At 60.0% G+C, this 11903-nt stretch carries 9 protein-coding genes and 2 pseudogenes; 7 read left to right on the top strand and 4 right to left on the bottom strand.

Features of this window, described 5'->3' with window-relative positions; genetic code table 11:
- Positions 1-11: 11 nt before the first annotated feature.
- A complete protein-coding gene (locus tag BX592_RS15780; protein WP_134192766.1) occupies positions 12-581 on the bottom strand; it encodes a hypothetical protein in 570 nt (189 codons plus the stop codon).
- A 152-nt stretch (positions 582-733) separates the two neighbouring features.
- Here BX592_RS15780 and BX592_RS15775 point away from each other — a divergent pair, with 152 nt between their 5' ends.
- The 6 genes from BX592_RS15775 to BX592_RS15750 all read left to right on the top strand — a co-directional run bounded on the left by BX592_RS15775 (position 734) and on the right by BX592_RS15750 (position 5388).
- Complete coding sequence (locus tag BX592_RS15775; protein ID WP_134192765.1) at positions 734-1036, top strand: CppA family protein; 303 nt, start codon at positions 734-736, stop codon at positions 1034-1036.
- Positions 1037-1050: 14 nt separating this feature from the next.
- Positions 1051-1479 carry a DUF2471 family protein gene (locus BX592_RS15770; protein ID WP_243849562.1) on the top strand — a complete coding sequence of 143 codons (429 nt, stop codon included), beginning with the start codon at positions 1051-1053 and terminating at the stop codon, positions 1477-1479.
- Complete coding sequence (gene imuA, locus BX592_RS15765) at positions 1479-2180, top strand: translesion DNA synthesis-associated protein ImuA (protein ID WP_134192764.1); 702 nt, start codon at positions 1479-1481, stop codon at positions 2178-2180. Before BX592_RS15770 ends, imuA begins: the two co-directional genes overlap by 1 nt.
- A 259-nt stretch (positions 2181-2439) precedes the next feature.
- On the top strand, positions 2440-3258 hold the full coding sequence (locus tag BX592_RS15760; RefSeq protein ID WP_341804388.1) for a tyrosine-type recombinase/integrase: 819 nt from the start codon (positions 2440-2442) through the stop codon (positions 3256-3258).
- Between the two features lie 71 nt (positions 3259-3329).
- Complete coding sequence (locus BX592_RS15755) at positions 3330-3797, top strand: hypothetical protein (RefSeq protein WP_134192762.1); 468 nt, start codon at positions 3330-3332, stop codon at positions 3795-3797.
- Between the two features lie 85 nt (positions 3798-3882).
- On the top strand, positions 3883-5388 hold the full coding sequence (locus BX592_RS15750) for a 3'-5' exonuclease (RefSeq protein WP_243849561.1): 1506 nt from the start codon (positions 3883-3885) through the stop codon (positions 5386-5388).
- Between the two features lie 245 nt (positions 5389-5633).
- Here the strand turns inward: BX592_RS15750 and BX592_RS15745 are convergent.
- A pseudogene (locus tag BX592_RS15745) lies at positions 5634-6715 on the bottom strand (GlxA family transcriptional regulator).
- A 69-nt stretch (positions 6716-6784) separates the two neighbouring features.
- A complete protein-coding gene (locus BX592_RS15740) occupies positions 6785-9610 on the bottom strand; it encodes a 2-oxoglutarate dehydrogenase E1 component (RefSeq protein ID WP_134192761.1) in 2826 nt (941 codons plus the stop codon).
- A 722-nt stretch (positions 9611-10332) separates the two neighbouring features.
- Here BX592_RS15740 and BX592_RS15730 point away from each other — a divergent pair.
- A pseudogene (locus BX592_RS15730) lies at positions 10333-10588 on the top strand (transposase); the annotation flags it as partial.
- 245 nt (positions 10589-10833) lie between these two features.
- Here BX592_RS15730 and BX592_RS15725 read toward each other — a convergent pair.
- The gene (locus BX592_RS15725) at positions 10834-11889 is read right to left on the bottom strand and encodes an IS110 family RNA-guided transposase (RefSeq protein WP_134192760.1); all 1056 of its coding nucleotides are present in this window, start codon (positions 11887-11889) and stop codon (positions 10834-10836) included.
- Between the last annotated feature and the right edge of the window lie 14 nt (positions 11890-11903).

The following is an 11903-nucleotide window of genomic DNA, read 5'->3' as shown; positions in this document are numbered from 1 at the left end:
TGTAGCCGGAATCACTCCCCCTGCCAGTGCCCGTCCGCTAGCGCCATCGGCATCGCCATCCGTGCGTGCTCCTGACCTTGTACCGCTGATGCAAGATTGGGAAAGGTGGCCTGGACGTCCGGTCGCAACGCCCATTCGGGCAAACCGTCGATGCGATACGTGAAATACACTTTGGTAAACGAAGTGCCCGCGACTTTTACGACCGGATCCCAGCTCAGTATCTTCACGAGTTTGGCCTTGCCGTAGCAGATGGTGCCGTCAGGCGTTATGTATTTCTTGCCCTCGTCAGTCGGCGTGTACTGGTGTCCCGGATAACGTCGGCCCAACCAGCCTGTGACTGACACTGGCTCAGCTTTTAACACGCCAGCCTTGCTCAACGCGGTCATCAGTGGCGTATCTGGCTCGGAATCCTGGGCAACATTCGGCCAGTTGAACGAGATCGTTCTGCACATGCTAGGCCCCCTGGCCAGACCGGCGGTGACTGCCTCCTCGAAGTTGGAGGTGTTGGCGTCCTGCTTGCTTGAGCATGCGGCGGCAGTGGCCAGGATGAATACGCAGGCGGCGAATCTCGGGGCGTACACGGTTTCTCTCAGTTTAGCGGGGATTAAATCATACGATATATCCGGGCGGAATCACCCGGGCGAGCTTGGGACGCGTACCCTGGCGCGTCCTGCTTGTCCTTTACCGGAAGGCTGTATATATTTACACCTGTATGGATAAACAGGGGGTGAATATGGAGCACCTTGTCCGGATCCTCAACGACGGCGATCGGCAGACGCTTGCCTGGCTGCGCACCCACGTCGGCGACGCCCGTGTGGCCGATGCCTCGCGCCAGCTGGCTGCAAACCGGGAACAGTTCGCTGGCGTCAGGGCGAAACCGTACCTGTCGGCCGTCTGTCGCTATCTCGGTGTTTGGCCGCCGGCGCCGCGTCGGTCGACGCGCGCGGATGCGGACCACAGGGTGGCGGACCAGCATCTCGCCCGGATCCGTCAGCTGCTGTCACATCGCTCGCCGGCGGCCCGCCGGGCGACCTGAACCAGGAGCCGAGCATGTCCGGTGAACTGGAATTCCCGCTGATGGAAGGCGAGGACAGCGCGGAGGTCGATCCTGTCGCGCTCGAAAGGGCGGCTCAACGAGCCGCGATGGATCTGCAGCGCGTCGTCGCACTGATAGCCCAGCCTTATCTTCGCTTGCTGCATCAGAAAAAGCTGGGACATTGGGTACCGGCGCCTACATGGCGCCTGCTTGTCGATATCGAGGAGGAGGCGTTTGCGGATCTGGGTTTTCAGGGGCGACACGCAGAGGCAGTCCGCAACGGCTTTGCTCGCCTTGTCGACAGTCGTCTCGCTGGCCCTGATCTTGACTCGCCCGTGGACTGGCAGCGTGACGATGACCCGCTGCCGGCGGTCTATGCGATCATGCGCGCGCTCGTGCATGAATTCGATTCCGCTTCGTCATCTGATCGGAATCCTGATTAATGTTTTCGGCCGTAGACCGTAACGACCCTGATGAAATTCACCCGTCGCTATGGCGGGCGTCGCAGCTCGCGCGCGGAAACGGTCGTTCCGTTGAGACCGGTTACGCATCCCTCTCTGCAGAGTTGCCCGGTGGCGGCTGGCCGGTCGGCGCGCTGATCGAGCTATTGCCGCAGCATTCCGGCATCGGCGAATTGAGACTCCTGCAACCTGCCCTTGCATCGTTGGGAAAGCGACCGGTCGGACTGATTGAGCCACCCCATCCACTGTATGGACCCGGACTCGGGTCGATCGGCTTGCCGCTCGACGCGATCGTGCAAATCAAGGCACCCAGGATGGCTGACAAGCTCTGGGCAGCGGAACAGATTCTCAGGACGGGTAGTTTCGGAGCCTTGCTCCTCTGGCTTCAGCAGGTGCCACAGGCATCGCTGAGACGGCTGCATCTGGCGGCACAGTCGTCGGAGACCCTGTTCATCGTCGTCCGCCCGGAATGGGCCGCGACGCAAGCGTCACCGGCCACATTAAGGCTTGGCCTGCGGCCAGCAGAAGATGGTCTGGCGATCGACATCCTCAAGCGGCGAGGCCCGGTGGCCGCAACGCCGCTGGCGATCAGCGTGCAGCAACCGGTACTTCATTCACGGCGCCGGCGCGCGCGCGTTCCCGCGCCGATCACGGTGTCGGTCGAGGCAGCAGTTGAAGCCTGATTCCGCGCCCGAAACAAGCAGCTTCAGGCATCCTGACGGTGTGACGTACAACCCCTTCTCTCTAAAGACTGACTGGCGAATCGAAGATTCGCCATAGGGTGGCAAAGAGCCAAACTCAGTATATAAGCCGAAGACCATGGATCGAGACTCGCAATGGATGACAGCCCCAGCGGATGCGTACCGGCTCTGGCAGGAAACTGACGCAGTCGGTGCGGATCGCCGTCCCTTTTCCGCACGCTCACGCATCCAGCATGCGGCGATGTTCGAGCGCTTTCTTCGGCACCTCACAACAAAGAGCGTGACGCTGGCCACCTTCGGCGCAGCGCATGTCGAATCGTTCTTCGCAGACGTCGAGACGCGCTGCGCGCCGGGCACCACGACGCGCCTGCGCTACGGCAAGATGCTCGACAGGCTGTGTCGTCACCTCGTTGAGGAAGGCATCCGGACAGAGAATCCGGTCACCGCCATGGCCGCCTTCGAGCGATGGCCAGAGGACGAGCCGGTTCCCCTCTTCCTCGATGTCGACTCGGACGCGCGGCTTCAGGAGTGGGTCGAGCCTGCAGCCGGTGACGACGCACGCGCATTGCGCAATCGCGCGATCGTCGCCCTCTTTCTCGCGACCGGCATCTCAGCGACGGAGCTTCGCCAGGCGCAATGCGACCATTTGAGCGTCGACGGCATCCGCCCGCATCTGGAGGTACCCAAGCGCGGCCCGCGCGAGTCGCGGCGAATTCCGTTGCCGCCGTTTGCGATCGACAGTCTGTCCAGGTGGCGGCAGACGCGCGAGCCGGACGCCGGCGACGCGCTGCTCTTTCCGGCGCCCGGGCGCGGCGGGATGGTCAATGACGTACTGCTGGGTGCGGTGGTGCGCGAGGCGCTCGAAGCGATCGGATTCCGCGCGCCGGACATGAGTCCACGGGTACTGCGCAACACCTTTGCTCGCCGGCAGCTGCTCGACGGTCGCAGCAACTTCGATGTGAGCCGGCTGCTCGGGCTGACGAGCCAGCGCACCGTGGTGCGTCTGCGCGCCACTATTGAGCAACGTGAATCCATTCTTCAATCAGTAGAGCTGACTTGACTTCGCTGGTCGCTCCGTAGGCTGGGATCACCGGTTCAACCGAACCGGCAATTCCAGCAAAGGAGCTTCCAATGGAATATCAGGGCCCGTTCAAGCACATCATCTATCCGGACGAGTCGGCCGATCCCTGCGTGCTCGAATACAGGATTGTCTTCACGAACGGCACGAAGCGGCTCGTCGTCGTGCAGATGTTCGACTCCGCAGTCGCATTTCAAACGCCGTCCTCGTCGTCCAACGTGCGTGACCAGATTCTCAACCGGATTCTCGACCTGGACCTGCGTGGTCTGCCGCTTAACGCGATCCGGCTTGTCGTGAGCGGCAATGTGGGAAGCAGCGCCTACGACATCGAGGTCGACCTTGAAGACTATGTGCGTCGCGGCAATCCCTACCACGCGAGCCACGCTGCCGTGACCGGCACGCGCGTAAGGGAGACCATCTATATAAGCTCGGACACGATCATTGCCGGCCGCACGCGCGTGCAGACGACGCACGCCGTCCCGAAGCCGCTATCTGAAGAACTGGCCGACGCCATCGGTTGATGCCGTCGCAATTCGCGCAGCGGAAAGCTCACCCGATTCGGGCGGCTTTCGCGGCGTTGCGCGGCCGCCGCTGCGCGACACTCTTATGATCGGCAACGAGGGCATTCACCACACTAACATGCGGACAATCACACCGACGGAAGAACAGAACGCCGTACTCGACGCCGTTTCGGCTGGTGGCAATCTCAAGGTGAAGGCATACGCCGGTGCAGGCAAGACGGCGACGCTGGATCTGGTTGCCCGTGCCCGCCCCGACAGGCGCGGCTACTACCTCGCGTTCAACCGCGATATCGCCAACGACGGGAAACGCAAGTTTCCTTCGAACGTCAGCTGCCGGACGGTGCATTCCGTCGCCTTCTCGTCCGTCGATCGTGCGCTGACCGCGCGGCTCAATCTGCCGAAGGAGCCACCGCACCATCTGGCGAGCCGCTACGGTCTCGGACTCATGCGCGTTCCCACCATCATCGGCAAGACGCTCGAGCTGTCGGCGTTTCACGTCGGGCGCATGGTGGCCGACGGCGCGGCGCGCTTCTGCCGCTCGGCTCAGTCTGCGCCTGAAGAATGGCATATTCCCGTCGACGAGAAGATCGAAGAGACCGCGGCGGCTGATCTGCGGGCGATGCTCCTGCCACACGTTGTACGTCACTGGGAGGAAAGCATCAGCCCGACCGGAAAGACGGCGATCACACCCGATGTTTATCTGAAGGTCTGGGAACAGGCGAGGCCAGCAATCAATGCGGACTTCATCCTGTTCGACGAAGCGCAGGACAGCGACGGACTGATGCTGTCAGTCCTCCGCCGTCAGAGCGCACAGATCATCTACGTAGGCGACCCGTACCAACAGATTTACGAATGGCGCGGCGCCGTCAACGCAATGCAGTACATCGACGCGCCGCAGTGCGCGCTGACCGAATCGTTCCGGTTCGGCCACACCTTTGCAGCGCTTGCCTCGCGAATCCTGCGGCTGCTTGGCGAGCGCACGCCGCTGCGTGGCCAGTCCGCAATCCAGTCCCGGCTCGTTGAAGGCGGCGAAACACCACCCGTCGACGCCATCCTGTGCCGGAAAAACGTCACGGTGGTCGGTGCGCTGGCTAACGGCCTGCGAGATGGCCACAAGGTCGCGGTTCGGGCCAACGTCGAGGACATACTCGCGTTTGCGGATGGCGCTGACCGGTTGAAGCGTGGCGAGCGTGCGTACCGGCCGACCTCGCTCGCGCTGTTCGAATCGTGGAGCGATGTTCAGGAATATGCCCGCAGTTACGCAGGCCGCGACCTGTTGCCGATCGTCCAGATCATCGATCGCGAAGGAACGGATTTCCTGCGCGCGCTTCTCTCCCGGATCTCGCCCGAAAGTGAAGCCGACTATGTGATATCGACCGTTCATCGGGCAAAAGGACTCGAATGGGACCGGGTGAGGGTTACTGGCGATTTTCGCTTCAAAACGGAGGATGACGGCCGCACAACGATGGCGGAGGACGAGAAACGGCTCCTGTATGTCGCGCTGACGCGTGCCCGCCGAATGCTCGACGTCTCTGAACTTCACAACGACCTGCTCAAGGTGTTCGAATGTGCGGGTCCCAACGAGCGTTAGCTAAACTTCACAACGGCTCGGAAGGCAACTCTCGACCCACCTCGGCCGTTCGGCCCTCGGTACGCCGAGCGTCTCTTGATGATGTGCAACGGCCAGTCGCTCATGGTCCTCGCCGACATGTCGTCGGCCTTAGCCTACGTTCATGTATCGACACCGACATGTACGCTCAGTGCCATAGAGCAGTCGTTTGGCAACGGAAAACGGCGAATCGCGGACTTCAACGCTCTTGCTGAATCCACATAGCGTCAGACACTATTGCCATCCATCTCCATAAGACACAAGTGTGGTGAGTATGCTTCGCGCACACGAGCGGACATCGATAAATCATAGGACTCGTCTCGTTGCTCCTCTAAATCTTGACGACGAAAGCGCTGACGGTATTCCCGCGGAGTTATATCAAGCCGCCTCGTAAAGATAGCCCTCATGTGAGAACCACTACGGAACCCGCTTCGAAACGCCACCGTTTTCAGCGGCAAGTCGGTCTCCTCGAGCAACTTTCGGGAAAAATAAACGGCATTTGCTCCACGAAAGCCGAAGGCGTCATATTGGCGTTTTTTGCGAAGACACGGAAAAAAGTCCGCCGACTGACCGCGACGGCATCAGCCAACTGCTCGATGGACAGTGGCTCGCTAATGTGCTCAGTGATATAGCGCAGCACCTTCGCCACGACGGTCTCTTCCTTCGGACCAGCCGCGAGATAGGGGCTGTCTTGCGACCGACCACCCTCACGGCGGATGTACACGATCAGACGCTTCGCAATGCGTAGCGCCATCTCGTGCCCCCAATCCTCTGTCACTAAGGCAAGACTGAGGTCGACTCCAGCTGTGACGCCCGCACAGGTGAACAGACTACCGTCGCGGACGAAAATCTTGTCCGGCCGGACATCAGCCTCTGGAAATTGAGAGGCGAGGCGATCAATGTAATCCCAATGGGCGGTCACTTCCTTGCCATCCAACAATCCGGCATGGCCCAGGAGGAAAGCGCCATTGCAAACCGAGCCGAAGCGCCGGCAACCCTCTACTTTCGCGCTGAGCCACCGAAGAAAGCTGGGCGGAGGGTGTAACTCCGGAAGCTTTGGGCCACCTGCTACGAGAAGCAGGTCAGGTTGTTCCTGGTAATGCAGGTAGTCGATTCCGACGTTCAGTCCCATACCGTTGGAGCATCGAACGCTCCCGGAGCGCATGCCAACAAGGGTGATTTCATATTGTTGGTCCGGGGGAAGGAAATTGTTCGCCTCGGTGAAAACATCCATCGGCCCTGCGACGTTCAGCGCCAGCACTGCTTGCTCGTAGCCTGGGCTTTTCGGCGAACGGTTCGAACTGTGCATCAAGCGACTTGGGAAGTGGCACTACAGGTGAATCGGTGACGTCGCCGCCGACTCGCCCTCGCCGCCTCGTTACACATCAATTGCCGCGTGCAGGTACTTTTCCTGACGTGCGACGTGCATCGACTTGTACCCCGGTGCGGTCGATGCGGTTGCTTCAGGCCCGATATAGCGCAGCGCTGCACGCCCGTTTACGATTTCCAGCAGCGGTTCCATGACGAAATTCCATGAACCCTGGTTCTTCGACTCTTCCTGACACCAGACGACGCTCTTCAGATTCGGGTAGCGCTCCAGTTCCGAACTGATCTGTTTCGCGGGGAACGGATACAACTGTTCAACGCGAATCAAGGCGATATTGTCCTTTTGGGCCTTACGACGACGTTCCAGAAGTTCGAAGTAGACCTTCCCCGAACACAGGATGACCCGGTCGACTTTGGAGGCGGCATCCTTCGAAGGCGATTCGGCAAGAATCTCGTTGAATCGGCCCCTCGCGAGATCGTCCAGTCTGCTGACAGCCTCCGGGTGGCGCAGAAGCGACTTCGGCGTCATCACAATGAGCGGAACGCGATCGTGCAGCACGGCCTGCATCCGCAGCAGGTGGAACATCTGAGCCGGTGTTGTGGGCTGACAGACTCGCATATTGTCCTGTGCACATAGTTGCAGGTAACGCTCGAGGCGCGCGGACGCATGTTCCGGACCTTCCCCTTCCTGACCGTGCGGGAGCAGCATCGTCACACTACTGTGTTGCCCCCACTTTGCGGCGCCAGCTGAGAGAAAGTTGTCGATCACAACCTGCGCCCCGTTTGCGAAGTCGCCAAACTGTGCTTCCCACAATACGAGCGCGTTCTGCCGAACGATCGAGTATCCGTACTCGAAACCTAGAACTGCGGCCTCCGACAGCACCGAGTTGCTCACCGAAAAGCGCCCCTGGTCTTCTGACACATGGTGCAGCGGGACGTACGTGCCCTCTGCCCGTATCGACCGCTTCTGGTCGTGAAGCACCGCGTGACGATGGCTAAACGTACCGCGTTCACTGTCCTGCCCGCTCAGGCGCACGTCAATGCCAGCCGAGAGCAGAGAGGCAAAGGCCAAATGCTCGGCCATGCCCCAGTCGAGCGGACGCTTGCCTTCCGCCATCTCGCGACGCGCAGACATCACACGCCCAACAAGCGGATGCAGCGAGTATTGCTCTGGAATACTGGTGATCTTGAGAGCGAGTTTCTGGACGAGGTCTGGCAACGGAGCCGCATAGTAAATTCGACCAACGTTTCCATCGAGCAGTTGCGGCCAGCTCACTTCCTCGTTCTTTTGATCGACCGGCTTCTTCTCTTCAGCGGTTTGCGCAGCGTCAAAACGGTCGCGGTAGTCATGGAGATACTTCTCCACGTCTTCCGCGGTCACAACCCGCTCGTCCACAAGCTTCCTTGCATAGAGGGTACGAACGCCAGGGTGGCCCGCAATGGAACGATACATCAACGGTTGGGTGATGTCGGGCGTGTCCTGTTCCTGGTGGCCGTGGCGGCGGAAGCAAACCAGCTCGATAACGACGCTCTTCCCGAATGTCGCACGAAAATCGATCGCAAGGCGCGTTGCGGCAATAACCGCTTCAGGGTCGTCGCCGTTCACGTGCAGAATCGGCGCCTCGATCATCTTTGCAATGTCGGTGCAATAGAACGACGAACGCACATCTCTAGGGTCGGAAGTGGTGAAGCCAACCTGGTTATTTACGACCACATGTATCGTGCCGCCCGTGCCGTAGCCTCTGGTATTCGACAGGTTCATCGTCTCCATAACGATGCCTTGCCCCGAAATCGCGGCGTCCCCGTGGATCTCCACCGGCAGGACCGCGCCCGGACCTTGCCCCAATACTTCGGCTCGCGCGCGAGCGATACCCTGGACAACCGGGTTGACGATTTCCAGATGCGACGGGTTAAACGCGAGCGTCACTTCTGCCAGTCCGGTCGCCGTCGGAAGCAGACCGGTAAAACCCTTGTGATACTTGACGTCACCCGCCGGAAGCAGATTCGCGGTCTTCCCCTCGAACTCGTCGAACAGCGCAGCCGGCGGCTTTCCCACGATATTGACAAGAACGTTCAATCGTCCACGATGCGCCATGCCGAGAATCGAGCTCTTGACTCCCTTCGTGGCGCCGTACGCAACGAGTTCGTCGAGCAGGACGATGAGCGACTCGCCGCCTTCGAGCGAGAACCGCTTCTGTCCGACATAGCGCGCATGCAGGTATTTTTCAAGCCCCTCGGCAGCCGTCAGCCGTTCGAGGATGTGCAGCTTGTCACCGGCATCCAGGGTAGCTTGTGAACGCGAAGATTCGAGACGCATTGGCCACCAGTTACGCTGATCGGGATCAGCCAGATGCATGAACTCAGCGCCCAACGTCCCGCAATATGTCTCTCCAAGTGCCTGCACCAGATCGCCGAGGGTTGCATCTTCGTCCGAGAAGTAGGCGCCCGACATGCTGAACGTCGTGTTCATGTCCGCATGGGACAGATCGTAGTAGCTCGGGTTTAATTCAGCCAACGGCACTGGCGCGGTCCAGCGCAGCGGATCGAGATGCGCGTTGCGGGTACCGACCATGCGATAGGCCGAAATCAAGGCCTGCACGGCGACCTGCTTCTGGGCAAACCTCAATACTTCGTTCTCTGTTCGTCCTTCCGTTCGAGGCCGCCTCGCCAACTCCACAAAACGCGACACGACGGGAGCGTGTGCGACGTCGACAGCGTCGGATCCATCGACGGCCGGCGCGCCCTGCAATGCGTCGAAATAGGCGCGCCACTCTTGCGACACCGTGTTCGGGTCTGCCAGATACGCCTCGTATTGTTCCTCGACATAGGGAGCATTGCCTCCAAAAAGGAAGGAGGTACTCCGGTTGCGCAACATCATGATGACTCTGTCCTCAGTCGGGCGATGCCCGACATGTGCCACGAATTAACCCAGGGCAACGCCCGTTTCCACCATGGCCAGGCCAATGGCTTTCACAGGTACACGAAGACAAAGATCCACATGCGAAAGGAGGCAAGGTTCTATGCATCCATTACGCCTCAACTTGTGCAAGACCCCGTGACTCTTGCCACCAGGTCCCTGTACCCGCCAGGATCAGCAGTCTCCTGACCGCTGATAGGAACAGTTTAGGCTTCGCGGGTTTTCCCTGGCGGTTTTGTTGTGATCGTTTTTGGCCATTCAATGCTCATCTCTGGCCATATTCGCGATATTGCCGGAATCTCATGTATCTATCAGACTCGGCATTAGTGCCATGCGAAGGCGCTGACAGTCGACCGGGTTTGTCAGACGGCCAATACGTCCACAAATAGCTGATCAAGAGCGCCAAGGCATCGATCAACTACGGAACGTCTGGAACAAGAGCGTTGGTAAGCCCTGCGCGCCAAAGTGCTCACGGTCGGGGGCAGCGTGGTGCCGTCCATCGCCCGTGCTGTCTGCTCAAGTCACCACGTCATTGGTGCCTCGCCGATGCGTTGGCGAGCCTGCGCCGCCGCGCTCTTGCTGACAAACGGCGCGGTTGGGCAAGACCGGATCGTGAGCTTCCCCTGAAATTTTGCCTTCCAGTAGGTCGTGTGTAAACTCGACCCAAAGGAAGGAAAGAATGAATGGTCAAGGTACCGCACCAGGTGTACACGGCGGAGTTCAAGGAAGCAGCCGTGCAACGAGTCAAGGACGGGCAAGGCGTGAGCGCCGTGGCCCGCGAGTTGGGTATGTCGACGCAGACGCTGCGCAACTGGCTGAAGGCTTCTGAGGCCGGCAAGCTGAATGGCCCCGGGGCGAAGGTGGTCACGGCGGAACAGATGGAACTCTCGCGTCTTCGAGCGGAGAACAAGCGCTTGCAGGGAGCTGGAAATCGCAAAAAATGTATGGTCCGCCCCGGCTTTGCAAGGGAGTCCCTGTGCGACGAAGCAGTTTGCGTAAATGTATCCGGCCTCTCGCGAGTCAGCCGCTTTTGACGGCAAGGCCATGATGGGATATGCGCGCTCGGTTCCCAATAAGTGGCGCGGCCTTGAAGGCCGTTTTTTTGACCCGGGTTTACCGAACGCCGTTGCGCAGTGTCGTCATCAGGTACAGCCTGCAAACCTGGAAGGGTAATCAGAGGCCTCCTATTGCTGTTGCTGGCGCGGCTGCCGGAGATAGAACGCACCCTGTCTGGTCAGCACGACCCAGGCGATTCGCGCGAGTTTGTTGGCCAGCGCGACGATAACCTTGTTGCGATGTATTCCTCTTGATTCCATTCGACCTATCCAGACACCGAGATGATCTTTGGTCCGGTCCAGGTGAAGGACGCAGGAGCGGGCGCCATGCACAAGCAGCTTGCGTAGATACGGATTGCCACGCTTAGTTATGCCGAGAAGATGTTGTTTGCCGCCAGTGGAAAACTCGCGTGGAACGAGTCCGAGCCATGCGGCCAGGTGTCGGCCGGATTTGAACTGCGTTCCGTTGCCGGCAAATGCGGTGATGGCGGTCGCGGTCAGTTGGCCGATGCCCGGCACTGACGTCAGCCGGGTGGCTGTGTCGTCGGCAGTCGCAATTGACTCTATCTGACGCCGGAGTTGCAGCAGGCGCGCTTCGACACATCGATATTCTTGCCATAGCTCGTCGAGCAGACGGCGCATTGATGGCGTAAGCCCGTTCTCGTCATCTGAGAGAATCGACGGCATGTCGCGAACAAAGTACGCAGCGCCAACACCAATGGTGAGGCCATATTCGAGCAGAAAGGCTCGTGCCTGGTTGATGACAGCCGTCTTGCTGGACACGAGTCGCTGCCGGACACGGTGCAACGCCTGCAGATCAAGCTGAGCTTCTGTCTTTGGCTGCACAAACCGCATGGTAGGACGCGAAATCGCTTCGGCAATTGCCTCTGCATCGACGATGTCGGTCTTGTTGGACTTGACGAATGGTTTGACGAACTGCGCGGGAACGATTCGGGTGCTATGTCCCGCATCCGTCACTTTCCTCGCCAGCCAGTTGCTGCCAGGACAGGATTCCATTCCGACGATCGTGGGCGACGCACGCGCCAGAAATTCGATGAGGCGCTCGCGGGTGAATCGACCTCTGAAGACAGGCCTGCCGCCGGCATCAAGCCCGACAACATGGAATGCCGATTTGCCGATATCGATGCCCATACGGGCCATGGCGGGTGTAGCGCACTGACTCATGACACACCTCCTCG

The organism is Paraburkholderia rhizosphaerae (assembly GCF_004366595.1).
GTDB classification, from domain to species: domain Bacteria; phylum Pseudomonadota; class Gammaproteobacteria; order Burkholderiales; family Burkholderiaceae; genus Paraburkholderia; species Paraburkholderia rhizosphaerae.
The sequence above is the reverse complement of the archived record's forward strand: the minus strand, read 5'-3'. Positions and strand labels throughout refer to the sequence as shown.

Bases quoted from the DNA above. Each gene is read 5' to 3' on its own strand.
- BX592_RS15725 (WP_134192760.1), bottom strand. From the start codon at position 11,889: ATGAGTCAGTGCGCTACACCCGCCATGGCCCGTATGGGCATCGATATC.
- BX592_RS15775 (WP_134192765.1), top strand. From the start codon at position 734: ATGGAGCACCTTGTCCGGATCCTCAACGACGGCGATCGGCAGACGCTT.
- imuA (WP_134192764.1), top strand. From the start codon at position 1,479: ATGTTTTCGGCCGTAGACCGTAACGACCCTGATGAAATTCACCCGTCG.
- BX592_RS15770 (WP_243849562.1), top strand. From the start codon at position 1,051: ATGTCCGGTGAACTGGAATTCCCGCTGATGGAAGGCGAGGACAGCGCG.
- BX592_RS15750 (WP_243849561.1), top strand. From the start codon at position 3,883: ATGATCGGCAACGAGGGCATTCACCACACTAACATGCGGACAATCACA.
- BX592_RS15760 (WP_341804388.1), top strand. From the start codon at position 2,440: ATGTTCGAGCGCTTTCTTCGGCACCTCACAACAAAGAGCGTGACGCTG.
- BX592_RS15755 (WP_134192762.1), top strand. From the start codon at position 3,330: ATGGAATATCAGGGCCCGTTCAAGCACATCATCTATCCGGACGAGTCG.
- BX592_RS15740 (WP_134192761.1), bottom strand. From the start codon at position 9,610: ATGATGTTGCGCAACCGGAGTACCTCCTTCCTTTTTGGAGGCAATGCT.